Genomic DNA, 24,301 nt, shown 5'->3' with positions numbered 1-24,301 from the left:
GATGACCGCTGAAATCGCTGAGCCAGCCTCAAAGATTGAACTGCCAGCCGGCGTCGGCGGTGGCGGCGAGATCCCCACGTTCGATGTGCACATGCGCGTCCGCCGGTACAACCCGGAGGTTTCCGAGGAAGCCACCTGGGACGATTTCCACCTCACGATGTACGGCACGGACCGTGTGCTGGATGCCCTGCACAAGGTCAAGTGGGAAACGGACGGCACCCTCTCCTTCCGCCGGTCCTGCGCCCACGGCGTCTGTGGCTCCGATGCCATGCGCATCAACGGCCGCAACCGCCTCGCCTGCAAGACCCTCCTGAAGGACCTGGACACGTCCAAGCCCATCACGGTTGAGCCCATCAAGGGCCTGCCGGTGGAGAAGGACCTGATCGTGGACATGGAACCGTTCTTCCAGTCGTTCCGCGAGGTCATGCCCTTCCTGGTCAACAAGGGCCACGAGCCCACCCGGGAGCGCCTGCAGTCCGCCGAGGACCGTGAGCGCTTCGACGACACCACCAAGTGCATCCTCTGCGCGGCGTGCACGTCGTCCTGCCCGGTGTTCTGGACCGACGGCCAGTACTTCGGCCCGGCTGCGATCGTCAACGCCCACCGCTTCATCTTCGATTCACGCGACGACGCCGGGGACATGCGCCTCGAAATCCTCAACGACAAGGAAGGCGTGTGGCGCTGCCGCACCACCTTCAACTGCTCCGAAGCATGCCCGCGCGGCATCCAGGTGACCCAGGCCATCGCCGAGGTCAAGCAGGCAATCCTCTCCCGCAAGATCTGACAAAGGATTTAGCGGACGACGGCGCCGTCCCCCACTAAGGGGGATGGCGCCGTCGTTGTTTCTCCCCACCCGCCCCCTGACCTCGCAAGCGCGGCCAGGGAACCCGGCGGGCGTGGGCCCATAGCCATTCGTACCAAGTGAAAGGGGACGCCGTGTCCCGCTCCGAAAAGGTCACCTTCGAAGGCTCCACCGGTGAGACGCTCTCCGGCATCATCGATGTCCCGGAAGGGCCGGTCAAGGGCTGGGGCGTGTTTTCGCACGGCTTCACCCTCGGCAAGGACAGCCCTTCCGCCGCGCGGATGTGCAAGGCGCTGGCGGACAGCGGCGTGGGCATGCTGAGGTTCGACAACCTTGGCCTGGGTGGCTCCGCCGGTGAGTGGTCCGCGGGATCCTTCAGCCACAAGGTGGCGGACACCGTCAAGGCGGCCGAGTTCATGCGTGCCGAAGGGAAGCAGATTTCCCTGCTGGTGGGTCATTCCTTCGGCGGCGCGGCCGTACTGGCCGCCGCACGGGAGATCCCGGAGCTCGACGCCGTTGCCACCGTTGGTGCCCCCTTCTCGCCCAAGCATGTGGCACACGTCTTCGACGCCGCCCTGGACAAGATCCTGAGCGAGGGCAGCGCCGAAGTGGACCTTGGCGGGAAGCGTGTGGAGATCCGCAAGCACTTCGTGGAAGACCTCGAGAACGCGGACCTGACGGACTGCATCAAGCAGCTGCACAAGCCGCTGATGGTGCTCCACTCCCCCACGGACAACACTGTGGGAATCGAGAATGCCAGCACCATTTTCCAGACAGCCCGCCATCCCCGGAACTTCGTATCCCTCGAGGGAAGCGACCACCTCCTTACCGGAAAGGGCCAGGCGGCCCGGGCTGCCCGTATCATCGCGGCCTGGGCCGACCAGTACCTCGACGCCGGGCAATAACCGGCCTGCGGCTGCCTGCTGCCTGCTGCCTGGACCCTACTTGCCGATCGCGGCATTGCTTTCGCTGATCCACTGCTCCGCAGCCTTCTCGGGCGAAAGCCGCTTGAAGAGAACTTCGGTGTTCATGCGGGCCGTGATCTCGGAAACCGCCGTGGAGCCAGTGGGTCCGATGTATGTGGGGGCAAAGTCCATCTTGCCAATCTGGTCGATGTACTCGGCTTCCACCTTGCCCTGCGGCGTCAGCAGGTCCTGGATTGCGGCACGCATGCCGGAGTTGCTGGGAACGCCGCGGTCGCTCTGGATGATCTTTGCCGCGGCCTCCTTGTTGACCAGGAAGTCCACCAGCTTGGCCGCAGCCTCAGGGTGCTTGCTGCGGGCTGAAATTGTGTAGAACTGGGATGACTGGAGCCAGATGCCCGCCGTGGGCGTTTCGCCCGGGAGCTTGAGCAGCTTCAAGTCCGCGCCGGAGGCCTTGCTGAGCGCGGACAGCGAGTTGCTCCAGGTGAGCATCATGCCGGCCTGGCCCATGCCCATCAGCGTCTGCTCAGTGCTGACATTCAGCTTCTCCACTGTTTCGGAGGCATTTGGTGCCGCCCCGGATTCGCTCAGTTTCAGGGAGAAGTCGAAATAGTCCTGGACGGTGTCCTTGTCCAGGCCCAGCTGGCCGTCCTGGGTGTAGAGGGATTCACCGCGCTGGCGGGCAAAGGCGTCCAGTGAATCGTGCGTGAGGACCGTTGCTGTTCCGTAGGTGCCCTTCGGGCTCTTGGCCGTAATATCCGCCGCGGTCTTCGCGAAGTCGTCCCAGCTCCACGTGCTGTCATCCGGCAGCGGTACCCCGGCGGCGGCGAAAACAGCGGGATTGGCAACAATGGCCAGGGCGTTGGCTCCAGTGGAAACCCCGTACTGAGTGCCCTGCACCTGGCCATTCTCCAGCGCTCCGGGGTCCATCGCCGACAGGTCCAGGGATTCGCCGACCTCGGACAGGTCCAAGAGCGCGCCGCGGTTGGCGTACTCGGCAGGATAGGCCCCGCCCATGGTGATGACGTCCGGAGCATCGTTGGCGGCCACCTGCGTGGCAAGTTTGTCGAAGTAGCCGCTGATGTCGCCGTATTCGGGTTTCACCTTGATGTCCGGGTTGGCGGCCTCGAATTCCGCGATGGCCTTGGTGGTCAGCTGCGCCCGCCCCTCATTTCCCCACCATGAGAAACGAATTTCAACGGGCCCCTCCTGGGCCTCGTTGGGCGGGGTACTGGAACAGGCCACCGTAACGCTCAGCAGGCTTACAGCTGCGAGGGCGGCAACGGATTTACGGACAGTTCGGAAAATCGTACGCTCCATTGGGTATGCTTCCTTGTACGTCAGAAAACGGTTTCGTGAAACGTATCAAGCTGCCGCCGACGGGTCAATAGCTTCTAAAAGCCCACAAGGGGGCGGCTGCGTAGGACCAGAGAATGGACGCCATGCCACAGCAGTTGAATGATATCCAGATTCGGGATCCCTTCGTCCTGCCGCTACCGGAGACCAACGAATACCTGCTGTTCGGAAGCACGGACCCCAACATCTGGTCCGGACCCGCCACGGGGTTCGACTACTACCGCAGTTCGGATCTGGTCAGCTGGGACGGTCCAGTGCCGGCGTTCCGTCCCCCGCCCGGGTTTTGGAGCCAGGAGCAGTTCTGGGCCCCGGAAGTGCATCGCTACCAAGGCCGTTTCTTCATGTTCGCCACCTTCTACGCGCCCGGACATTTCCGCGGCACACAGATACTTTCCGCGGACCGGCCCGAGGGCCCCTATACACCCTGGAGCAACGGGCCCGTGACTCCCCGGAACTGGCAGTGCCTCGACGGCACGCTGCACGTGGATGCTGGCGGCGCACCATGGATGGTCTTCTGCCACGAGTGGAAGCAGGTCCACGACGGAACCGTCACGGCCCAGCGGCTGAGCCCGGACCTCCGACAAGCCGAAGGCGCTCCCGTCCTCCTGTTCAGCGGTTCGGAAGCACCCTGGTCCCGCCCCCTGCAGGTTCCCTCAACAGCGGAACTGGAATTCCCGGTCTACGTCACCGACGGCCCCTACCTGCACCGTCTCAGCAATGGCGGCCTCATCATGCTGTGGTCGAGCTTCGGAGACCAGGGATACGCCATGGGCATCGCGCGCAGCGGGTCCGGTACGGTCCTGGGCCCATGGCACCAGGAGGACAAGCCCATATGGAGTACCGACGGCGGCCACGGCATGATCGCCAGGACCTTTGACGGACAGCTCCTCCTTACCCTGCATCAACCGAACAACAGCCCGCACGAGCGGGCTTCCTTCCATCACCTCAAAGAACTGGAGGACACCGTGGTCCTTGATCCCCCGGCAACAGTCGTCAGTAACAGCGGAACAGCTCCCGGGAGGCAGGCACGGTGAGCACTCCAACCAGCACCTCCCCGACCGCGCCGTCCCCAAAGGTGCCGTCCCCAAACTTTCCCCAGGGCGGCCCCATTGACAGGAACGCACTCGTCCGGCGGCATAACGTCCACCAGCAGGCGCTCGACCCCCGGAGCCCGGTGTCAGTAGGCAACGGTGAATTCGCCTTCACAATGGACCTCACTGGCCTCCAATCACTCCCGGGTTCGTATCCCGTGGGAGCAAGGGATGACCTTCCGCCCGGCACGCTCCTTGGCACGCAGGCCCAGTGGGCATGGCACTCCGTTCCTCCCGCCCAGACGTACGAGCTTTCGGGCTCCACGGTCCTCTACGACTCGCCGCGCGGACCCGTGCCTTACGTGGACATGGTGGGCGACATCGTCAACGACCGTGAGGCAGGCACGTCGGCTGCCGAAACCTGGCTGCGGGCCAACCCGCACCGCATTGACCTGGGACGCATCGGCTTCAGGCTGGTGGAGGCAGGACAAGACCGCGCCCTCACCGAAGACGATGTCACCAATGCCGAGCAGACGCTCGACCTCTGGACGGGGACAGTCACCAGCCGCTTCCTGCTCGCCGGGCACCCCGTGGCAGTCATGACCGCCTGCCACCCCGAACGGGACGAACTCGGCATTCGGGTGGAGTCGCGGAGCCTCCCGGACAGCCTGGCCATCACCATCGACTTCCCCTACGGTTCCGAAGCGTGGCACGACGCCGCCGACTGGACAAGCCAGGACGCCCACACCACAACGCTCGGGGAGCCTGCCGCGTCCGGGCTGCATGCCGGGTCCACAGCCTGGACCACCCGCCGCGAGCTCGATGACTCCCGCTACCAGGTTGTGATCACGGGACGCAGCCTCACCGTGGCGCAGACGGGGCAGCACCGTCTCCGAATCAGCCCCAACCCCTGCAGCGGCGAGGGCCAAGGCGTGATGGACCTGGCGGTTGCTTTCGCCTCCGCCGGGGACGGGGACTGTGTCCCCCGTGGTGACACCGGCGCAACCCTGGCCGCAGCACGGCAGGACGCGGGCACGACGGCCCGGCCCGCCGTCGTGCCTTCCGGCCCTGCCGGCCTCCCGGCAGGCAGCAGCGTGGCAGCCGCCTCCGAGGCCTACTGGCCCGGGTTCTGGCTGTCCGGCGGCGCCATTGAGCTTGCAGCGACGCACGATCCCAGGGCCAAGGAGCTGGAGCGCAGGATCGTCCTCTCCCAGTACCTGACGGCCATCAACTGCTCCGGCTCCCTGCCTCCACAGGAAACCGGGCTGGTGTGCAATTCCTGGCGGGGCCGCTTCCATCTGGAGATGCACTGGTGGCACGCCGCGCACTTCGCCCACTGGAACCGGGTGGAGCTCCTCCTCCCGTCGCTGCGCTGGTACTCCACGGTGCTGGAGGCATCACGGCAGACCGCCAGGTCGCAGGGCTTCGACGGCGTCCGTTGGCCGAAGCAGGTAGGTCCGGACGGGAGGGAAAGTCCCAGCCCTATCGGCACCTTCCTGGTCTGGCAGCAGCCGCATCCCATCCACCTGGCGGAACTCGTCTACCGCGCCAACCCGTGCCGGGAAGTGCTCGAGGAGTTTGCGGAGATCGTTTTCGAATCCGCCATGTTCATGGCGAGCTTCGCCCACCGGACGCCTCGGGGCTTTGAACTCGGCCCGCCCCTGATTCCCGCCCAGGAGAGCTACGGCTCCATCAGGGCATCCGTCACCAATCCCACCTTCGAGCTGGCGTACTGGCAGTGGGCGCTTCGTGTTGCGGCCACCTGGCGGGACCGCTTAGGGCTTGAACCGGTTCCGGCGTGGCAGGAGGTGGCCGGGCAAATGGTGAAGCCACGGGTAATGGATGGCGTCTACGCTGCCATCGACGTGGAGCCCTTCACCATCAGGACAGACCATCCCTCGATGCTGTGCGCCCTCGGCGTCCTGCCCGAAACCGACCTGATCGATAAGGACATCATGCGGGCGACCCTCGCCGACGTCCTTGCCGACTGGGACTGGGACAGCACCTGGGGCTGGGACTATCCCGTGCTGGCCATGACCGCCGCGCGCCTGGAGGACCCGGAGGCCGCCGTCAACGCCCTCCTGCTGGACGCCCGGAAGAACACAGTGCTGGCCAACGGGCACAACCGCCAGACCGACTCGCTGCCGCTGTACCTTCCCGGCAACGGCGGCCTGCTTGCCGCCACAGCCCTGATGGCCGCGGGCTGGGACGGCGGCCCGGACCGCCATGCCCCGGGATTCCCCGCCGGCTGGACAGTGGCGTGGGAGGGGCTGGTGGCTGCGCCATAGCGCTCGTTCCCCGCAGCACGGCAGTGCATTTCAGGTACGGGGCTGCGCCCGTCCGCGGGGGCTGCGGTCAACGCTGCCGCGTGCGGCCGTTGCCCCTGCGCCGGGCAGCTGCGGCTCGGGCCGGGCTTTGCATGCCCGCCTCCGCGTTCGCCGGCACTTTCCCCGGCTGCACCGGTACCTTTCCCGGCTGGACCTGCCGGGCGCCCCAGGTTCCCTTCTCGTGGCTGGAGGAGGCGGTGCCGTGGTCTGCCTCGCGTACCGCGGACCAGCCTCCGGAAACGAGGTACACCTGGCTCACCAGGTTGAACCAGATCAGCAGGCCGATGATGATGGCGAACGGTGCCAGGAGCGGGTTGCGGCCGGCACCGGCGAGAAGCTCGGTACTGAAGATCTGCAGGACCGTGGTGCCCAGCGCTGCCAGGATGGTGCCCTCCAGCAGGGCACGGCGGGAGAGCTTCAAGCCTGCGACCAGCCGGAACATGATGAGCGCGGTGACCCAGTTCAAAACCAGGGGTACGCCTATCTTGATGGAGGTGGTCAGCGGGCCGGCCAGTGCGTCGTCGAGCCGGAGGAAGTCAGCGACCCACCCGGCGGCCGTGCCGAAGACCAGGGACGCGCCGGCACTGATGACCAGGGCCACGCCCAGTAGCAGCAGCGTGCCGGCGTCACGCAGCTTCAGGAGGATGGGGTTCACCAGCGACGGGGGAAGTTCCAGCACGCCGCGGAGGCCGTCCCGCAGGCTGGCGATCCACCGCAGCGAGGTATAGACGGTTACGGCTGCCGCGATAACGGCCGTCCAGCCCAGGCCGTCCGGATTCAGCAGGTCCTGGGGATCAACCAGGCCTTCGCCGCCGTTGACTTTCAACAAGCCCGGAGCACTCTGGGCCACGCTGCCAATGATGGTCTCCAGCAGCACCGGCTGTCCCCTCAGGACCAGCCCTGCGATCGAAAAGCCGGTGGCCAGGAGGCCGGTGATGGAGAAAAACATGTTGAACCCGATGCCGGCGCTCATCAGCGGGCCGTGCTGGAGGCTGTAATGCCGGAAGGCCCGCATGGGCCGGAGCACGTTCAGGCGGGCAAGCAGCCACTGGACCATGGTCATCACGCTGGCCACGGGCCCGCCGCCGGATCTGCGGGCCTTGTTCCACTCCATCCGTTTCTGGATGACGGCCAGCTTCAGGTGGGCGCGGTCAGTGGGAAGCGGCTGCTGCCCCGCCGTCGGCTGTGTCCGGGGCGGTATCCGCGGATCGGGTGCCGTCGTTGTCAGTTTGGGTCCCAAAGTCCAGCTCTTCCCGTAGCTGCCAGATGCCATTGGCATCGTGCTCGTAAAGTCCCATGCTAACCACGGGGAAGGCGGCCCTGTAGTTCCTCAGCACCGTTTCGGCTTCATCGAGGTTTTCCGGGGCGACGTCGTGGGCGATGGTCACATGCGGGTGGTAGGCAAACGGCAACTCGCGGTGGAGGGGTCCCTGCTGGAGTTTTTCGTGGAGGGCAACGCAGTCCTCGAATCCGTCCTCCACATTGATGAAGACCACCGGGGAAACGGGCCGGAATGTTCCGGTGCCCGCGATGCTGACCTTGAACGGGCTTTGCCGGCGGGCCACCTCGCGGACATGTTCCAGGGTGCCTTCCCAGTCACGGGTGGTGGTTGTGGTGACCAGTGTGATGTGTGCCGGTACTACGTCCGCCAGGGGATCGCCGAACGACGCCCGCCAGCGCTGCAGCTCTTCCGCAATCTCAGCCGGGAACCCCAGGATCACGCCAACGCTGATGTCTTCCGGGCGGGACTCGGGGCGTACTGCCGCAGCACGGTGGTCCGCAGGCTCTCCGTGGGAACCGCCGGGCGTCCCCGCCACCCTGTGGGTGGAACGGGCACCTTCCCTTGCCGCGACTTTGCTGGAGGACATGGCGCTAGCGGACTCCGGCGAGGCTGAGGGACGGAAGGAAACCCATGCGCTCATAGACCTGGGCGAGGGTGACCGAGGCGATCTCGCGGGCACGCTCGGCACCGTGTGCGAGCAGCCTGTCCAGTTCCGCAGGATCGCTCATCAGCTCATTGGTGCGGTTCCGCAACGGCGTAACGAACTCAACCATAACCTCAGCGAGGTCCACCTTAAGGTGGCCATACATCTTGCCCTGGTATTCGGCTTCGAGCTCGGGGATGGTTTTGCCTGTCAGCGACGAGTAGATGGTGAGCAGGTTTGAGACGCCCGGCTTTTCTTCAGCGTCGAAGCGGATTTCCGTTCCCGCGTCGGTCACTGCCGACTTGATGCGCTTGGCCGCGATCTTGGGGTCCTCCAAAAGCTGGATGGCCCCGTTGGGCGACTCCCCCGTCTTGGACATCTTGGCGCTGGGGTTCTGGAGGTCGTAGATCTTGGCGCTCTCCTTGACGATGGTCGCCTCGGGAACAGTAAACGTGTGGCCAAACCGGGTGTTGAAGCGCTGGGCCAGGTTGCGGGTGAGCTCCAGGTGCTGGCGCTGGTCCTCTCCCACGGGCACCAGGTCGGTCTGGTAGAGCAGGATATCGGCAGCCATCAGGGTGGGGTAGGCGAACAGGCCCAAAGTGGCGGCGTCGGCGCCGGACTTCTGTGTCTTGTCCTTGAACTGGGTCATCCGCGAGGCTTCGCCGAATCCGGTGATGCAGTTCAGTGCCCAGGCAAGCTGTGCATGCTCAGGCACGTGCGACTGGACAAAGAAGATGCTCTTGTCCGGGTCGATGCCCGCTGCGATGTATTGGGCGGCCACAATCCGGGTGCGCTTGGCCAGTTCAGCGGGGTCGAAGTCCACTGTGATGGCGTGCAGGTCCGGAATGAAGAAGACGGCATCGTATTCAGCCTGCATGTCCACCCAGTTGCGGACAGCGCCGATGTAGTTGCCCAGGTGCAGGGAGTCCGCCGTGGGCTTGGCGCCGGACAGGATGCGCTTCTTGGTTGCCGGGGAAATCTGGCTAGTCATTGGGGAGGAACCTTCGGGGCTTAGAGCTGGTAGTCCACTACCAGCGGGGCATGGTCGGAGAAGCGGGTGTCCCACGATGGCGCCCGGTCAACAACGGCTGAGATGGCCGCTGCAGCCAAGGCCGGGGTGGCCAGGTGGTAGTCGATGCGCCAGCCGGTGTCGTTGTCGAACGCCTTCCCGCGCTGGGACCACCACGTGTAGGGTCCGTCCACCTCGCCGGCCAGGTTGCGGTGGACATCACGCCAGCCGATCTCCTCGCCAAAGAACCGGTCAAAGTACGCGCGTTCCTCCGGCAGGTGGCCCGCCTTCTTGACGTTGGCCTTCGAGTTCCGGATATCCAGGGGCGTGTGGGCCACGTTGAGGTCACCCACCACCAGGGCGTGGTCGCTGTGCTTGGTCAGTTCCGGCAGCCGCGTGGTCATGACATCCAGGAACCGGAACTTGTCGTCCTGCTTAGGCGTGCCCACCTCACCGGAGTGGACATATGCACTTGCAACAGTCAGCTGGACAGGGTGTCCGGCGGCATCGGCAAACCGGAAATCGGCCTCCACCCAGCGTCCGGCGGTGGCAAAGTAGTCATCGCCAATGCCGTTGCGGGTTGCCAGGGGTTCGTCCCGGGAAGCGATCGCGACGCCGGCCCGGCCCTTGGCTTCAGCCTCGGCGTGCAGGATGTGCCAGCCTTCGCCGAGCAACTGCCGGACGATGGCGTCAGGGGCACGGACTTCCTGCAGGCAGAGGATGTCCACTCCGCGCGGCTCGAGCCACGCCGCCATGCCGTTTTTGTAGGCAGCCCGGAGGCCGTTGACATTAACGGAAGCGATGCGAAGGTGGTCCTTCTTCAATGCCGAGATCACCCGCTCCACTCTAGTCGATGATGGTTCCGGTGACCGGCTCTCCGCTGCCGCCGGAGGACTTGATCATGTCCCGTGCATTGGTGGCTGTGATCTCGATGGTTTCCAGGGCCCGGTTGATGGTGTCCTGGTTCGCAGCGACGCCCTTGGCACGCTCCTCCTCCACCACGCGGATCTGCACCTGGACAATCTTGAAGGAGTGGTCCAGCTTGAGGTCCCGGACCTCGTCCGCCTGGCTGCGCTCAGCGACAACCCGGGTGCCGCCATGGTCTCCCGCGGCGTACGGGCCCCGCCCCGCAGCAGTGGTGAAGGCGTTCTGGGCTTCAGTCAGCTTGGCTCCGGCCTTTTTGGCGGCTTTCTGGATGCTGAAGACCACAAAGCAGGCAAGGGCAAGCCAGAAGGCGGCGATGACGGCGACAACCCAGCCCACGACGTCGTTTTGGTTGGCCGCGAAGATGACAGCCACAACGAACGCCGTGACGAGGACCATCAGTCCCGGCCCGCTGATACGGAACATGGAGAATCCGCCCCTGGCGGGTTTGGAGGATGACTTGGAGCTGCCCAGAGATTGCATGCACCCATTCTCTCAAACGCCGGAGTATGCTCCCGCCGCCTTCCACCCCCGGCGAACAGACCCAAGTAGGTAGCAGCAGCTGTCCTTTAGACATCTCTAAACGACATCTGCTGCTACCCAGTTGGGCTACTTCAGGAAGAGCTGCCGCAGCCGGACAGTCGTGAGCAGCATGCCGACGGCGGTCATCACCAGGTAGTAGCCGATGTGGATGGGGGTGGCAGCGGTGAACGCGCCCGCACTGATCTGGCGCAGCAGTTCCACACCGTGCCAGAGCGGCATGGCCTGGATGAGCCACTGGATGGCCTGAGGGTAGACGCTCAGCGGGTAGAAGGTGGCGCTGAAGAGGAACATGGGCAGCATCACGAAGTTGACCCAGTCCATCTGCTGGAAGGTCTTCAACAAACTGGTGATCCCCATCCCGATACTCGCAAACCCGAAGGCAATCAGCACCGAGGCCGGCACCATCAGGAGCGCCCAGGGCGTGGTAATCAGCCCCATAACCCCCATCACCGCCGTGAACCCCATGGCGTAGAGCAGGCCGCGCAGCAGCGCCAGGAAGATCTCCCCCAAGGCAACATCCAGCGGCCCCAGCGAGGTGTACAGCATTCCCTGGTACAGCTTCGCGAAGTTCATTTTGAAAAACACGTTCCACGTCGAGTCGTAGACCGCGCCGTTCATCGCGGAGACTGCCAGCAGGGCCGGGGCAATGTATGCGGCGTAGCTGATCTCTCCGCCGCCGGGACCCTGGACCGTGCCGACAATAGAGCCGAGCCCCACACCCATGGAGATGAGGAACAGGACCGGCTCGAAGAATCCGGAGAGCATCACCAGCCAGTTGGTGCTTCGTGTGGCCAGCAGGCCGCGCGAAACCACCGCCCTGGCGTTGCGGGAATACAGCGGTCCGAACGTCCTGCTGCGGGCCTGGTCCGGTGCGCTCTTCAGTGGCAGCCCGGCGCTCACCGGCCCATCCTTGCCGCGAACTGCCGCCGGGTCAGGACCCAGCCCAGCACCGCAAGGCCCGCGAGCACCACGGCGTGGAGGATGGTCAGCAGCGGCGGCTGCTGGTACCCGTAGCTGAAAACGCGCCCCAGTTCGGTGGCATGCCAGATGGGCGAGATCCAGCCCACCCAGCGCACCGCCAGCGGAAGGCTGTCCAGCGGAAAGAAGGTCCCCGAGAACAGGAACAGCGGCATCACGATGAAGCGCATCACCAGCGCGAACTGGCCCTTGTCCTCGGTAATGGAGGCCGAGTACGCCATGAGCGGCAGGCCGAAGGAAAGGCCGGCGACCGTCGCCACCACTATTGTGGCCCAGCCCCAGCCGCCCGGCGCCGCACCGAAGAGGACAATTGCGGCGAAGTAGACGGCGGATTGCAGGAGGAGCCGCAGGGTCACCGCCATGATGTGGCCCGCCGCAATCTGCTGGGGGGTCAGCGGCGAGGCGTGCGGGCCGTAGTAGGTGCGGCGCCATTTGAAGCCGTCCATGACCGGAAAGGTGAACTCGTTGGCGGCCGTCATAACGGCCGCGGAAACCAGCAGCGCCGGGGCCACGAACGTCACATAGCCCACTCCCCCGAAGGTTCCGGCACCCTGGGCATCAACAAGGGTGGCCAGGCCCACCCCCATGGCAAACAGATAGGCCACAGGGTGGCCCACGCTGTACATGATGATGGACCAGCCGTAGCCCTTCATCACCCGCAGCACCTGCTCGGCGTAATAGAACGCGCCCCAGCGCCTTGCCTTGGCGGCTGCTGTTTCGGGGCTGTGGGCCTGCAGGGCCTCCTTGCCAGGGCCCTCCCTCACCGCAGGGCCCTCAGTCAACAAGGCTTCGGCCTGTCAGCCGCAGGAACACGTCCTCCAGCGAGGACCTCCGCACCAGGGATGTCAGCGGCCGCAGGCCGCGGGACGCCACCTGCTCAAGGGCAGACTCGCCGTCGTGCGCGTATATCAGCACCCGGTCCGGCAGTACTTCCAGCCGCTCCCCGATTCCCTGCAGTTCCGAGGCGATGGTGGTGTTCCGCTCGGACCCGAACCGCAGCTCAACCACCTCGCGGGTGGAGTGCTCGCGGATCAGCTGCGCGGGCGATCCCTCAGCCATGATCCTGCCCTTGTCCACCACGATCAGCCGGTCGCAGAGCTGCTCGGCCTCGTCCATGTAGTGGGTTGTCAGGATAAGCGTGACGCCCTGTTCCTTGAGCCGGAACAGGCGGTCCCAGAGGATATGGCGGGCCTGCGGGTCGAGCCCGGTGGTGGGTTCATCCAGCAGCAGGATCCGGGGCTCGTTGATCAGTGAACGGGCGATGGTCAGGCGCCGCTTCATGCCGCCGGACAGCGCGTCCACCTTGGATTTTGCCTTGTCCGTCAGCTGGGCGAACTCCAGCAGCTCGTCGGCTTTTGGTTTCAGGTAGCTCATGGGCAGGCCGAAGTAGCGGCCGTAGACCAGGAGGTTGTCGCGGACCCGGAGTTCCTCGTCCAGGTTGTCCTGCTGCGGCACCACCCCCAGGTGCGCCCTTACCTCGGGCCCGTGCAGGTCGGGGTCGAGGCCCATGATGTGGAGGGCGCCGGAGGTGCGCCGGGTGACTCCGCCGATCATCTTCATGGTGGTGGACTTGCCGGCACCATTGGGCCCCAGCAGGCCGAAGGACTCCCCTGCGGGGACGCTGAACGAAATGCCGTCCACCGCGGCAACGTCACCGTAGGTCTTGGTGAGGTTTTCTGCCGTGATGACGGTCCGGCGGGCTTCGGTGGAGGGCGCTTGGGCTGGCTGGACGGCGCCGTTTTCGGCGCCGGAGGACACGGTGGCTTTGTTGTGCACCCTCCGCAGACTAGTAGAGCGCGCGGGCAGGTGGAAGGGGACTTTCAGTTCTGCGCCAAAGGTTCTGCGCTTAAAGTACGACGGCGGTACCGCACCTTTGTTCAGTAAGGTGCGGTACCGCCGTCGGGCGTGAAGAAAAGGAACTAGCCGGCAGTTGCCGGACCGTTTCCCTGTGCCACCCTGCGTTCCGCGGCTTCCACCACGTTGGTCATCAACAATGCGACAGTCATGGGACCAACGCCCCCGGGGTTCGGCGAAATCCAGCCGGCCACCTCGGCAGCGGCGGGTTCGATGTCGCCGTGGACCTTGCTCTTGCCCGTCTCGGGGTCGGTTTCGCGGGTGACACCGACATCGAGCAGGGCTGCGCCCGGCTTTACGTCGGCGGCCTTGACGATGTGCTTGACACCGGCGGCACCCACAATGACGTCCGCCTGCCGCAGCAGCTCCGACATGTTGGTGGTGCCGGTGTGCGTCAGGGTCACGGTGGCATTCACCTCCCGCCGGGTCAGCAGCAAACCGATCGAGCGGCCGATCGTGACGCCCCGGCCAACCACCACCACATGCTTGCCGTTGAGGTCGTAGCCGTTGCGCACCAGCAACTCGATGACACCGCGGGGCGTGCACGGCAGCGGCGAGGTGATCTCCCCGTTGACGTTGAGCACCAGCCGGCCGAGGTTGGTCGGGTGCAGGCCGTCCGCGTCCTTGGCGGGGTCGATCCGCTCCAGGATGGCGTCCGTGTCCAGGTGCTTCGGCAGCGGCAGCTGCACGATGTACCCGTGGCAGGCGGGGTCCGCATTGAGCTCGTCAATAAGGGCCTCAACCTGTGCCTGCGTGGCGTCCGCCGGCAGCTCACGCTGCATGGAGTTCATTCCGATCTCCACCGACTGCTTGTGCTTCATGGACACATACAGCTGGGACGCGGGGTCCGCACCCACCAGCACTGTTGCAATGCCGGGAGTGACACCCTTGGCCTTGAGCGCGGCCACGCGTTCCTTCAGCTCGGACTTGATGGCTGCCGCTGCGGCTTTGCCGTCAAGGATCCGCGCGGTCTTGGTCATCTCAGTCATGGATCACCACTGCTCGTGCTGCGGGTACAGCGGGAAGTCGGCGGCGAGCTTGTCCACGCGGGCCTGCAGGGACTCCACGTCCGCGCTGTTGCCGGCCTTCAGCGCGGTGGCGATGATCTCGGCCACCTCGGTGAACTCGGCCGCGCCGAAGCCGCGGGTGGCCAGGGCGGGGGTGCCGATGCGCAGGCCGGAGGTGACCATCGGCGGACGGGGATCGAAGGGAACGGCGTTCCGGTTCACGGTGATACCCACCGAGTGCAGGAGGTCTTCAGCCTGCTGGCCGTCCAGCTGCGAGTTGCGCAGGTCAACGAGGACCAGGTGGACGTCCGTGCCGCCGGTGAGGACGGAGACGCCGGCCTCGGCAACATCGGCCTGGTTAAGGCGGTCGGCAATGATCTTCGCACCCTCAAGGACGCGCTCCTGGCGCTCCTTGAATTCCTCGGTGCCGGCGATCTTGAAGGCCACGGCCTTGGCGGCGATGACGTGCATGAGCGGGCCGCCCTGCTGGCCCGGGAAGACGTTGGAATTGAGCTTCTTGGCCCACTCCTGCTTGGCCAGGATCACACCGGAGCGGGGGCCGGCGAGGGTCTTGTGCACGGTGGAGGTGACGACGTCGGAGTGCGGCACCGGGCTGGGGTGCAGGCCCGCGGCGACCAGGCCGGCGAAGTGCGCCATGTCGGTCCAGAGCAGGGCGCCAACTTCGTCGGCGATCGAGCGGAAGGCAGCGAAGTCCAGGTGGCGCGGGTAGGCGGACCAGCCGGCGATGATCACCTGGGGCTTCTCCGCGATGGCCTGCTCACGGAGCTTGTCCATGTCCACGCGGAAGTTGTCCTCCTCCACCTGGTAGGCGGCCACGTTGTAGAGCTTGCCGGAGAAGTTCAGCTTCATGCCGTGGGTCAGGTGGCCACCGTGGGCCAGGGACAGGCCCAGGATCTTGTCGCCGGGGGTGATCATGGCGGAGAGTGCAGCGGCGTTGGCCTGGGCGCCGGAGTGCGGCTGGACGTTGGCGTACTCGGCACCGAAGAGGGCCTTGACGCGGTCGATGGCCAGCTGCTCTGCCACGTCAACGTACTCGCAGCCGCCGTAGTAGCGGCGGCCCGGGTAGCCCTCGGCGTACTTGTTGGTGAGGACCGAGCCCTGCGCTTCCATGACGGCGCGGGGGGCGAAGTTCTCGGAGGCAATCATTTCCAGGGTGCCGCGCTGGCGGCCGAGCTCCTGGTCAAGGACTGCTGCGATTTCGGGGTCAAGCTCGGCCAGCGGCTGGTTGCTGACGGCGGTGGTGGAGGTGGCTGTAGTCACGAAGAACTCCTGGCTAGGCGTACGGGCACTGCTAAGGTCAGGCTACCGGCTGGCGCACCTTCACGCCGCACTGATGACAGCGCGGGAAAGTTGCGGGCATGGTGCTGCAATACGACGCAGGTGCAGCCCCAAATCCGGCAAGACATGACCCTCGGCCCAGGCGTACGATCCGTGGTCTTCGTGATTGCCGCTCCCTGGTGGTTAGCCACCCAACGCCAGTTGCGACCCCACCAGCCTACCAAATCCCAGCTCCGCTGCGCGGGTAACCTTGTAGGCGTGAATGAAGAGCAGCTGAACCAAGCGTACGTAGTAACCCTGTCCTGCCCGGACCGCCCGGGAATCGTCCATGCAGTGGCCGGAGCCCTGCTGGTGGCAGGGTGCAACATCATGGATTCGCAGCAGTACGGTAGCCCCGCCACCGGCAACTTCTTCATGCGGGTGGAGGTGACGACGGCGGCCCCCGCGTCAGAGCTCCGGGCCGCTTTGGAGCCGGTCGCCGAAGCCTTCGGCATGCAGTGGAGCCTGAACGCTGTGGGGCAGAAGGTCCGCACCCTGGTGATGGCCAGCACCTCCGCCCACTGCCTGAACGACATCCTCTTCCAGCAGCGGTCCGGGACGCTGCCCATCGAGATACCGGCCATCGTCTCCAACCACCAGGACCTGGCGGGGCTGGCCGAGTTCTACGGCATTCCTTTCCATTACATCCCGGTTACAAAGGACACCAAGGTCCAGGCTGAGGACAAGCTCCGGGCCATCATCGCCGAGCATGACATCGAACTGACCGTCCTGGCGCGCTACATGCAGATCCTCTCCGACGAGCTCTGCACCGAGCTCACCGGCAAGGCCATCAACATCCACCACTCATTCCTGCCGTCCTTCAAGGGCGCCAAGCCGTACCACCAGGCCCACGCCCGGGGCGTAAAGCTGATCGGTGCCACAGCGCACTACGTGACGGCGGCACTGGATGAGGGCCCCATCATCGAGCAGGAAGTCATCCGCGTGGACCACGCCCGCACCCCGGAGCAGTTCGTCCAGATGGGCCGGGACGTGGAAGGCCGCACCCTGGTCCAGGCCGTTCAGTGGCATGCGGAGCACCGGGTACTGCTGGACGGCAACCGGACCGTGGTCTTTAACTGACAGGGTGCTGGCTCCGGGGACGCGGGCCGGACCTCACACCCGGTCTTCCCCCCGGTCCCTGCCCATGTAGCCGCCGGTGAAGCCTCCCGCGATCAGCACCACTGCCCCGAGCCGGGCGAGGCCGACTCCCAGCCTGCGCCGGCCCCGCCGCCGGGCAGCCCAGGATCCGGCGAAGATGAGAACCGCTGACGCGTTCAATCCGGCATGAACCACGCCAACCCGCTGCGTTTGCCTGCCGGCAAGAGCCCACTCGGCCCATCCGCTGAGCGCCGTGGGCACAGCGGCCACGACACCGAGGCCTATCAGGCGGGTCGCCGCCCGCTGCGTCCCGGCATCCGGGTACAAATCGAGGTAAACGGCCATGAACCAGGCCCCGAACGGGACGTCGGTAAGGACGGGGTGCAGGGGAATGCCGGTGGCCTTGCCGTGCAGCACGTTCCGGAGTCGCTCATTCCGGACCAGGCGGCTGGCGAGCGGCCTGGCCGCCTCTACGGGGGTGTCCAGGGCATTGAGCCGCTCGATCTTTCCCATGACCTGCCGGAACCGGCTGGTTGTCCCACGCCCGGCCGGCCGCAGGTGCAGGCCCGGAATTCCCGCTCGCCATAGTTCCATGGGCCCAGCGTAGCCATCGGGCCCCAGGCCGTCATTAGGCCCAAGGTCCCCTGCGGGGCGAGATGCGGACGCCTGTGCGTGCAGTGTCCTAGGCTTGGCCCATGGCTCCTCTGTACCCCTTCGCCGGGACCACCCCGGCCGTCCACGAATCCGTTTTTGTTGCCCCGACGGCCTCGATCATCGGCAACGCAACCCTCGCCCGGGACTCGAGCGCCTTTTACGGTGTCTCCGTCCGGGCCGATACCGCTGCCATCACCGTGGGTGAAGGCAGCAACCTCCAGGACAACGTGGTGCTGCACGCCGATCCCGGCTTCCCCTGCACGGTGGGCGAACGCGTCAGCGTGGGGCACGCCGCCGTCGTCCATGGCTGCACTGTGGAGGACGACTGCCTGATCGGGATGGGCGCCACAGTCCTCAACGGGGCCGTGATCGGCGCCGGCTCGCTGGTTGCCGCCGGCGCCGTGGTCCTGGAGGGGACGGTGGTGCCGCCGCGCTCGCTGGTGGCCGGGGTCCCGGGCAAGGTCCGCCGGGAACTCACCGAGGAGGAGTACGACGGCGTCCGCGCCAACGCCGCCCGCTACCGCGAGCTGGCTGCGGCCCACCGGGAGCTGCACACCCCGTAGGGACAGGCCAGTCCAGGCCCGCTCCTAGTCCAGGCTTATCGGCCCGATGGCGTCCAGCAGTTCGCCCGGACCAGGGTTGCCCGGCGCGGAGGAACCGCCCAGGTGGTTCACCACGCCCCAGACCGCGTTCAGGCCGGTGGTCACGGCGCCCTCGGCCCAGCCGGCGGTGAAGGAGACGTCGTCGCCGGCCAGGAAGATCCCCCGCTGCGATTCGGGCAGGGCGTCCTGCTTGAAGTGCGTGAACAGCCGTTGCTGGTAGCGGTAGTGCCCGGGCAGGTTCGCTTTGAAGGCGCCCATGAAGTTGGGGTCGGCCTCCCAGGAAACCGTGATGGGCTGGCCCACGATGTGGCCGGCAATATCCACTCCCGGGTAGATCTGCTCCAGCGAATGCAGCATCAGTTCCACGCGTTCGTCGGCGTCCAGCGCCAGCCACTTGAGCGCGTCGTCGTTCCAGGTGTAGGAGAGCAGGATGACGGCGGGCTGGTCCGGCCCGTTGTCCAGGAGGTAGGTGGCACGGTTGAGCCGGTCCGTGAGCGTCATGGACAGCACCTCGTTCCCGGTGTCCGGATCGGTGTCCTTCCAGAACGGCCGGTCCACCATCACGAAGGTCTTGGAGGACTGCATATAGTGCGAGCGCTCGATGGCCGTCCACAGTTCCGCGGGGAACAGCGCCTCCTCGGTGTGGATCCGGGTGGAGAGCAGCCAGGACTGGCACGTTGTGACCACTGCCGGATAACTGGCCTCGCGCCCCCAGCGTTCGCGGATGCGCAGGGTGCCGTCCGGGTCGCGGCTGATTTTCCCGACGGCGCCACGGGGTGAACCGGAGTGCAGGGAGGCCAGGGACGTTCCGTCGGGCCAGTGCGCCATGCCCGACGGCGCGTGCCGCCAGAGTGCCTCGGGCAGCCGTTGCGCTCCCCCGCTGATGAGCCGGTGCTGGTCATCGGCGTCGGTGTACACCACGCGGAGGATCTCCAGGATCGAGTTCGGGAAGTCGGTGTCCCACCCGCCCGTGCCGAAGCCCACCTGGCCGAAGGCCTCCCGGTGCGCGAACCCGGCTTTCTTAAAGGAGTCGCTGGCCGCGATGAAGCCGTAGAAGGTCTGTTCGTCCATCAGGGGCAGCAACTGGTTCCACAGTTCCTTGATCCTGGCGGTATCCCTGGACCGGATGGCGTCCTGCATCTCAACGAACTTGGCGCCGTCGTTCACAGCGGCTTTCCAGGCGTCCGCAACTTCCCGGAAGAACGGCGGGAGGTCGCCCGGCTTTTCCGCGTAGTGCTTCTTGCCCGCCAGTTCGATCACGGTGCTGGACGTAGCCGGGGACAGAGGGTTGGGAAACTCCTGGGTGTCCAGTCCCAGCAGGTCCACGTAGTGGTAGAAGGCCCTGCCGGAGACCGGGAACCTCATGCCGCCGAGGTCTGCCACTACTCCGGGCGCCGCGGGGAACGCTGCCGTGCGGAGGCGTCCGCCGATCTGGTCGGCTTCATAGACAACCGGCCGCAGCCCCAGCTTCATGAGCTCGTACGCCGTGACCAGGCCGGAGAGCCCCGCTCCAATGACGGCGACTTCGGTCCCCAGCAGCTCGGCCGGCACGGAGCCCAGTCCCTCCGGATGCGCCAGGTAGTGATCGTAGCTGAACGGAAAATCCGGGTTCAGCATGGTGATGGGACCGGCTGCGGCGCCCTCCGCGCTAGAGGAAGCAGCCGGGCCGGCGGAGGTGCTGGACGGGTCGGATGCCGGCAGTTCGGTGGCGATGGTCATGAGATTTCTGCCTTCGTCGTTTCGGGGTTTTGCTGGATTGGAGTTCGGGGACCGGACAGCTCACGGTATTCCTCATTGCTCATGGCAGCCACCCTGGAGTTCCGGCGTCCATAGCCGAAGTAGGCGGCTACGCCCACCAGCATCCAGACGGCGAACACCACCCAGGTGTCGGCGCCGAGGTTGGCCATCAGGTAGGCGCACATCGCGGCCCCGAGGATGGGCGTGAGCGGGAAGAGCGGCACCCGGAAGGTCCGCTCCAGCTCGGGCCGGGTCCGGCGGAGGTAGATGACGGCCACGTTGACCAGGGCGAACGCGAACAAGGTGCCGATGCTGGTGGCGTCGGCGAGCGCGCCAAGGGGCACCAGCCCGGCGGTGAGGGCGACGGCGGTTCCCACCAGGAGCGTGCCGGCAACAGGGGTGCCGGTGCGGCGGGAAACGCGGCCGAAGATTTTGGGGATGAGGCCGTCGCGGGACATCGACATCAGGATACGCGTCTGGCCGTACAGCACGGTGAGGACGATGCTGGCGATGGCCAGCACGGCGCCCACCGCAAACACCAGGGCAATCCAGGGCTGGCCGGTGGTTTCCTCGAGGATTTTCACCAGCGCAGCCTCGGTACCGTCGAACCAGCCCCACGGCCGGGCACCGATCGCGGCGACAGCCACCAGGACGTAAATGGTGGTGACGATCAGCATGGAAAGCATGATGGCCCGGGGCAGGTCACGCTTGGGATTGCGGGCTTCCTCGCCTGCCGTGGAGGCGGCATCGAATCCGATGTAGGAGAAGAACACACGGGAGGCTGCGGCTGAGACGCCGGCGGCTCCCATGGGCAGCAGCGGCTCAAAGTTGCCGGCGTTGAAAGCGGTGAACGCCACGGCGCAGAAGAACAGGAGGATGCCTACCTTGACCACCACGATGGAGGTGTTGATCCAGGCGCTCTCCTTTGCGCCGCGCACCAGCAGGATGGTGGCCAGCACCACGATCACCATGGCCGGTATGTTGACCACGCCGCCGTCGCCGGGCGGCTGTGACACCGCATCTGGGAGGACCGAGCCGAACACCGCCAGGGTTTCGTTGACGTACTGCCCCGCTCCTACGGCGACGGCGGCGACGGAAACTGCGTACTCGAGCACCAGGCACCAGCCGCAGATCCAGGCCATGCCTTCGCCCATGGTGGCGTATGTGTAGGAGTAGCTGGAGCCGGCCACCGGGACCATGCCGGCCATCTCCGCGTAAGAGACGGCGGACAGCAGGGCGGCGAGCCCGGCGATGGCGAAGGAGATCCAGATGGCCGGGCCGGCCAGGGGTACGGACTCCCCCAGGATCACCAGGATCCCGGTTCCCAGCGTGGCGCCCACGGAAATCATGGTCAGCTGAAGGACGCCGAAACTCCGGACCAGGCGGGGGCCGCCGCCGTTGCTCTCGGCCTCGCTGACCATCTGGGCGATCGGCTTGCGGCGCAGCAGTTGCGCACCCAGGGCGGGACGGGCGGGGGTTCCGCCGGGGGCGCCCGTTGCCGGGCCGGTAAGTGTAGGCACAGTCATCGTTGACGTCCGTTCATGTCGTTGGCTGGTTGGTCTGGTTTTCCCCTCACCAAGCGTAGGGGTGTGAGCGGCATCTCAAAGTGTGCAGAATGACCTATAGTCTTCAACCATGAGACGTAATGCACCAGCCATAAACGGCGCCACGGAGCAGCTCGACGCCGTCACGCTGGGGCAGTTCCTGGCTGCGCTTCCTCCTGAAGTTTCGGTGGTGAACGACGCCGGCACCGCGGAAGTCCCGCTGCGCTGGGTGGAACCCAGCGAGCTGGAGGACCCAACCCCATACCTCATGGACGGCGAATTCGTCCTGACGGCGGGCCTGCCCTTCCGCGGCGGCGGCGACAGAAGCGCCGCGAAGGCGGACGAGTACGTCCTGCGGCTCGTGGGGGCCGGGGTGGCGGCCCTGGGCTTCGGCCTGGAACCCTATTACGACGCCGTGCCGGACCATCTGGTGGAGGCCTGCCGGCGGCACGGGCTCACGCTGGTGGAGGTGCCGGCCAGTGTTCCCTTCGCTGCGCTGGGGCTCGAATTTTCCAAGCTTCTCGAATCCGGCAACGCACAGGTCTTCCGGCAGCTGGCTGAGACCAACCGGCACCTGATGCGGGCGGTCCTTTCCGCCCGCCCGGAACACGAGCTGCTGGCGGCGCTGATCCAGCGCGTTCCCGTGTGGGCTGTCCTTGCCGGCACGGACGGGAGGGTGCGCGCCCGGGCGGGCGCCGCCGTCGGACTTTCCCAGCTCCAGCCCCTGCTGAGGAAGCTTCTCAGCGGCAGCGGCCCCCGCGTGGAAACTGAATCGCTGGAAACAGCCGGAGGGCGGGCACTGGTGTTCGGCCACCCGCTTCGCAGCACCCGGGACGCCACCCTGGGGTGCCTGGTTCTTGGGACGGAAAAGCCCCTCACCCCTGCGCAGAACAACGTGGTCTCGTCGGTGGTGGGACTGCTGGAGCTTCTGGTCCGGCAGCGGACCAGCGGCTCCCTGGCGCCCAGCCAGCTGGCCACTGCCCTGCTGCTGCACCCGGAAAGCCTGTCCGGGAACAACAGCCGTGAGCTGGACAGCCTCCAGGAGCTGCTGGCCCAGAGCGTGTCCGGATCCCGGCCGGGGCCGGTCCGCGTGGTGCAGGGCGTGCGCGCGGAACCCTCCACCGCCGCTGCCGATGGTCCTGTCCGGGAACTGCTCCAATGGCGCAGGCTCTTCGACACCAAGATGGTGGAGTTGACGGACTACGGGTTCGCGGCCGTAACGCGGCTTAAAGTGGATGAAACCCTTCTGGCAGAGGTGGAGCAGCTCGGCTGGCGCCTGGTGGTGGGCGGCCCCACCGAACTGCCCGGACTCACCGCCGCGTACCGGCGGGCGGGTGCGCTGCGCCCGCGGGTGGCCGGCGCCCAAAAGAGCGTCAGGGAAGAGGACCTGACGTGGTCCGTCACCGGTCTGCTGGGCGGCGACGCGGGCGCCCTGTTGGCCGCACGGCTTCTGGCGCCGGTCCTGGAACAGGATGCGGAACGCCGGACCTCACAGCTCCGGGTGCTGCGGTCCTGGCTGGGCGCCCACGGGAGCTGGGATGCCACCGCCAAGGACCTGGGACTGCACCGGAACAGCGTCCGCCGCCAGATCAACGGCGTGGAAGAGCTGCTGGGCATGGATCTTGGGCAGGCCCAGACCCGGGCCGAGCTGTGGATTGCCCTGCAGTACGTGGATGACGCCGAGCCGGCGGAACCCGCTCAGAGCCCCCAGGTCCGGTAAAGCTCAGGGCGGCGTTCTGCCAGGTAGGGAACATTCCTCCGCTCGCGTGCGGCAGCGCCCGGATCCACCTCCGCGTAAAGAAGCTGTGGTTCCCCGCCCGCCCCGGCCAGCAGTCCGCCGTCGGGCCCGGCAACGACGCTGCCGCCTAGGAACCTGCAGCCGTCCTCTTCCCCGCAGTGGTTCGCGTAGGCGATGGTCAGCTGGCTCTCCAGCGCCCGCGCCCGCAGCAGGACCTGGGGTACGTCATCGAAGCCGTGCGCCAGGGCGGTGGGAACCAGCAGCAGCTCCGCGCCCGCGACGGACGCGGCGCGGACGGACTCCGGAAACTCGACGTCGTAGCAGATCACCAGGGAGGTGGGGATGCCGTTGAAGTCCACCACGGCGGGCGCCTCCCCCGCGGGGCTGAACGCCGCCCGCTCGTCGTCGCCGAAGAGATGCACCTTGCCGTAGCTGAGCAGGCGGGTGCCGCTGGCATCCAGGAGGGTCGCGCTGATCTGCCAGTCGCCCTCCGCGGTAACCCGCGGGAGACTGTAGACCAGCCCGATGCCGTTCCTGCGCGCAATGCCCGCCATCCGCTGCTCTATCTCCGGCAGCATGGAGGGATCCAGCCCGGAACGCACCCGGCGGGGAGCGTAGCCCACGGGAAAAAGCTCCGGGGTGACCAGGACGGCCGCCCCGCGGCCTGCCGCGGTCCGGGCAGCTGCGTCAACGGCGCGGCAGTTGGCCTCCACATCAAGGACCGCGGACTTTTCCTGCAGGAGTGCCAGCAGCACTGCTACCACCTTCCTTCGTTGGAGCGGCCGCGGGATGGGCCTTCCACCAGCGTAGCGAGGCCCCTGTGGTCCGATTGCGGGCTGTTTGCACCCCTTGGGGCCTCAACAGGGTCAGATTGTCCCGGCTTCCACTCTTCCTACCGGAATTGGCCTTTG

Annotated in this window: 22 protein-coding genes; 7 read left to right on the top strand and 15 right to left on the bottom strand. The window is 66.4% G+C overall.

Going from position 1 to position 24,301, the window contains the following annotated elements; all coding sequences use genetic code 11:
• The first annotated feature begins 1 nt into the window (after position 1).
• Together ABRP28_RS01490 and ABRP28_RS01485 are read left to right on the top strand one after the other, a co-directional pair.
• A complete protein-coding gene (locus ABRP28_RS01490; RefSeq protein ID WP_231457915.1) occupies positions 2-784 on the top strand; it encodes a succinate dehydrogenase iron-sulfur subunit in 783 nt (260 codons plus the stop codon).
• Positions 785-936: 152 nt separating this feature from the next.
• Positions 937-1,707, top strand: coding sequence for a S9 family peptidase (locus tag ABRP28_RS01485; RefSeq protein ID WP_231455909.1), 771 nt, complete (start codon positions 937-939; stop codon positions 1,705-1,707).
• 36 nt (positions 1,708-1,743) lie between these two features.
• Here the strand turns inward: ABRP28_RS01485 and ABRP28_RS01480 are convergent, their stop codons facing one another.
• Entirely contained in the window at positions 1,744-3,045 is a 1,302-nt protein-coding gene (locus ABRP28_RS01480) for a sugar ABC transporter substrate-binding protein (RefSeq protein WP_350004275.1), read from the bottom strand.
• Positions 3,046-3,167: 122 nt separating this feature from the next.
• Between ABRP28_RS01480 and ABRP28_RS01475 the strand changes: the two genes are divergently transcribed.
• Both ABRP28_RS01475 and ABRP28_RS01470 read left to right on the top strand, forming a co-directional pair.
• Positions 3,168-4,115 carry a glycoside hydrolase family 43 protein gene (locus ABRP28_RS01475; RefSeq protein ID WP_350004276.1) on the top strand — a complete coding sequence of 316 codons (948 nt, stop codon included), beginning with the start codon at positions 3,168-3,170 and terminating at the stop codon, positions 4,113-4,115.
• Between the two features lie 173 nt (positions 4,116-4,288).
• Positions 4,289-6,400: a hypothetical protein gene (locus ABRP28_RS01470; RefSeq protein ID WP_350004366.1), complete on the top strand. Its 2,112-nt coding sequence runs from the start codon at positions 4,289-4,291 to the stop codon at positions 6,398-6,400.
• A gap of 67 nt (positions 6,401-6,467) precedes the next feature.
• On the opposite strand, the gene ABRP28_RS01465 is transcribed toward ABRP28_RS01470, so the two are convergent.
• The 10 genes from ABRP28_RS01465 to glyA all read right to left on the bottom strand — a co-directional run bounded on the left by ABRP28_RS01465 (position 6,468) and on the right by glyA (position 15,960).
• Positions 6,468-7,553 (bottom strand): YihY/virulence factor BrkB family protein, encoded by a 1,086-nt coding sequence (locus ABRP28_RS01465; RefSeq protein ID WP_350004277.1) that lies wholly within the window; start codon positions 7,551-7,553, stop codon positions 6,468-6,470.
• 37 nt (positions 7,554-7,590) lie between these two features.
• Positions 7,591-8,307 (bottom strand): 2'-5' RNA ligase family protein, encoded by a 717-nt coding sequence (locus ABRP28_RS01460; protein ID WP_350004278.1) that lies wholly within the window; start codon positions 8,305-8,307, stop codon positions 7,591-7,593.
• Positions 8,308-8,311: 4 nt separating this feature from the next.
• Positions 8,312-9,355 (bottom strand): tryptophan--tRNA ligase, encoded by a 1,044-nt coding sequence (gene trpS, locus ABRP28_RS01455; protein WP_231455901.1) that lies wholly within the window; start codon positions 9,353-9,355, stop codon positions 8,312-8,314.
• A 20-nt stretch (positions 9,356-9,375) separates the two neighbouring features.
• Complete coding sequence (locus ABRP28_RS01450) at positions 9,376-10,209, bottom strand: exodeoxyribonuclease III (protein ID WP_350004279.1); 834 nt, start codon at positions 10,207-10,209, stop codon at positions 9,376-9,378.
• A 10-nt stretch (positions 10,210-10,219) separates the two neighbouring features.
• Positions 10,220-10,780, bottom strand: a complete 561-nt coding sequence (locus ABRP28_RS01445) for a hypothetical protein (RefSeq protein ID WP_350004280.1) — start codon at positions 10,778-10,780, stop codon at positions 10,220-10,222.
• A gap of 126 nt (positions 10,781-10,906) precedes the next feature.
• On the bottom strand, positions 10,907-11,740 hold the full coding sequence (locus tag ABRP28_RS01440; protein WP_350004281.1) for an ABC transporter permease: 834 nt from the start codon (positions 11,738-11,740) through the stop codon (positions 10,907-10,909).
• A complete protein-coding gene (locus ABRP28_RS01435; RefSeq protein ID WP_350004282.1) occupies positions 11,737-12,582 on the bottom strand; it encodes an ABC transporter permease in 846 nt (281 codons plus the stop codon). The genes ABRP28_RS01440 and ABRP28_RS01435 overlap by 4 nt, the downstream gene beginning before the upstream one ends.
• A gap of 10 nt (positions 12,583-12,592) precedes the next feature.
• Positions 12,593-13,576, bottom strand: a complete 984-nt coding sequence (locus ABRP28_RS01430; protein ID WP_374152996.1) for an ABC transporter ATP-binding protein — start codon at positions 13,574-13,576, stop codon at positions 12,593-12,595.
• 161 nt (positions 13,577-13,737) lie between these two features.
• Positions 13,738-14,661, bottom strand: coding sequence for a bifunctional methylenetetrahydrofolate dehydrogenase/methenyltetrahydrofolate cyclohydrolase (locus ABRP28_RS01425; protein WP_350004283.1), 924 nt, complete (start codon positions 14,659-14,661; stop codon positions 13,738-13,740).
• Positions 14,662-14,664: 3 nt separating this feature from the next.
• Positions 14,665-15,960 (bottom strand): serine hydroxymethyltransferase, encoded by a 1,296-nt coding sequence (glyA, locus tag ABRP28_RS01420; RefSeq protein WP_104185421.1) that lies wholly within the window; start codon positions 15,958-15,960, stop codon positions 14,665-14,667.
• Between the two features lie 276 nt (positions 15,961-16,236).
• On the opposite strand from glyA, the gene purU reads away from it, so the two are divergent.
• Entirely contained in the window at positions 16,237-17,097 is an 861-nt protein-coding gene (purU, locus tag ABRP28_RS01415) for a formyltetrahydrofolate deformylase (protein ID WP_350004284.1), read from the top strand.
• A 33-nt stretch (positions 17,098-17,130) separates the two neighbouring features.
• Here the strand turns inward: purU and ABRP28_RS01410 are convergent, their stop codons facing one another.
• Positions 17,131-17,709 carry a DUF2231 domain-containing protein gene (locus ABRP28_RS01410; RefSeq protein ID WP_350004285.1) on the bottom strand — a complete coding sequence of 193 codons (579 nt, stop codon included), beginning with the start codon at positions 17,707-17,709 and terminating at the stop codon, positions 17,131-17,133.
• Positions 17,710-17,810: 101 nt separating this feature from the next.
• Here ABRP28_RS01410 and ABRP28_RS01405 point away from each other — a divergent pair, with 101 nt between their 5' ends.
• Positions 17,811-18,332 (top strand): gamma carbonic anhydrase family protein, encoded by a 522-nt coding sequence (locus tag ABRP28_RS01405; protein WP_350004286.1) that lies wholly within the window; start codon positions 17,811-17,813, stop codon positions 18,330-18,332.
• A gap of 24 nt (positions 18,333-18,356) precedes the next feature.
• On the opposite strand, the gene ABRP28_RS01400 is transcribed toward ABRP28_RS01405, so the two are convergent.
• Positions 18,357-20,090 carry an FAD-dependent oxidoreductase gene (locus ABRP28_RS01400; RefSeq protein WP_350004287.1) on the bottom strand — a complete coding sequence of 578 codons (1,734 nt, stop codon included), beginning with the start codon at positions 20,088-20,090 and terminating at the stop codon, positions 18,357-18,359.
• Positions 20,087-21,634, bottom strand: a complete 1,548-nt coding sequence (locus ABRP28_RS01395; RefSeq protein ID WP_350004288.1) for an amino acid permease — start codon at positions 21,632-21,634, stop codon at positions 20,087-20,089. Before ABRP28_RS01395 ends, ABRP28_RS01400 begins: the two co-directional genes overlap by 4 nt.
• Positions 21,635-21,743: 109 nt before the next feature.
• On the opposite strand from ABRP28_RS01395, the gene ABRP28_RS01390 reads away from it, so the two are divergent.
• Entirely contained in the window at positions 21,744-23,372 is a 1,629-nt protein-coding gene (locus ABRP28_RS01390) for a PucR family transcriptional regulator (protein ID WP_350004289.1), read from the top strand.
• Here the strand turns inward: ABRP28_RS01390 and ABRP28_RS01385 are convergent.
• Positions 23,351-24,145 carry a nitrilase-related carbon-nitrogen hydrolase gene (locus ABRP28_RS01385; protein WP_350004290.1) on the bottom strand — a complete coding sequence of 265 codons (795 nt, stop codon included), beginning with the start codon at positions 24,143-24,145 and terminating at the stop codon, positions 23,351-23,353. The genes ABRP28_RS01390 and ABRP28_RS01385 overlap by 22 nt on opposite strands.
• Between the last annotated feature and the right edge of the window lie 156 nt (positions 24,146-24,301).

Source organism: Pseudarthrobacter sp. WHRI 8279, assembly GCF_040224115.2.
Taxonomy (GTDB): Bacteria; Actinomycetota; Actinomycetes; order Actinomycetales; family Micrococcaceae; genus Arthrobacter.
Note: the sequence above shows the minus strand (reverse complement) of the source record. Positions and strands in the feature narration are given on the sequence as shown.

Coding starts and splice junctions, on each gene's coding strand:
- trpS (WP_231455901.1), bottom strand. CDS start 9,355: ATGACTAGCCAGATTTCCCCGGCAACCAAGAAGCGCATCCTGTCCGGC.
- ABRP28_RS01425 (WP_350004283.1), bottom strand. CDS start 14,661: ATGACTGAGATGACCAAGACCGCGCGGATCCTTGACGGCAAAGCCGCA.
- ABRP28_RS01460 (WP_350004278.1), bottom strand. CDS start 8,307: ATGTCCTCCAGCAAAGTCGCGGCAAGGGAAGGTGCCCGTTCCACCCAC.
- ABRP28_RS01465 (WP_350004277.1), bottom strand. CDS start 7,553: ATGGAGTGGAACAAGGCCCGCAGATCCGGCGGCGGGCCCGTGGCCAGC.
- ABRP28_RS01405 (WP_350004286.1), top strand. CDS start 17,811: ATGGCTCCTCTGTACCCCTTCGCCGGGACCACCCCGGCCGTCCACGAA.
- ABRP28_RS01475 (WP_350004276.1), top strand. CDS start 3,168: ATGCCACAGCAGTTGAATGATATCCAGATTCGGGATCCCTTCGTCCTG.
- ABRP28_RS01470 (WP_350004366.1), top strand. CDS start 4,289: ATGGACCTCACTGGCCTCCAATCACTCCCGGGTTCGTATCCCGTGGGA.
- ABRP28_RS01445 (WP_350004280.1), bottom strand. CDS start 10,780: ATGCAATCTCTGGGCAGCTCCAAGTCATCCTCCAAACCCGCCAGGGGC.
- ABRP28_RS01490 (WP_231457915.1), top strand. CDS start 2: ATGACCGCTGAAATCGCTGAGCCAGCCTCAAAGATTGAACTGCCAGCC.
- ABRP28_RS01390 (WP_350004289.1), top strand. CDS start 21,744: ATGAGACGTAATGCACCAGCCATAAACGGCGCCACGGAGCAGCTCGAC.
- ABRP28_RS01395 (WP_350004288.1), bottom strand. CDS start 21,634: ATGACTGTGCCTACACTTACCGGCCCGGCAACGGGCGCCCCCGGCGGA.
- ABRP28_RS01400 (WP_350004287.1), bottom strand. CDS start 20,090: ATGACCATCGCCACCGAACTGCCGGCATCCGACCCGTCCAGCACCTCC.
- ABRP28_RS01480 (WP_350004275.1), bottom strand. CDS start 3,045: ATGGAGCGTACGATTTTCCGAACTGTCCGTAAATCCGTTGCCGCCCTC.
- ABRP28_RS01410 (WP_350004285.1), bottom strand. CDS start 17,709: ATGGAACTATGGCGAGCGGGAATTCCGGGCCTGCACCTGCGGCCGGCC.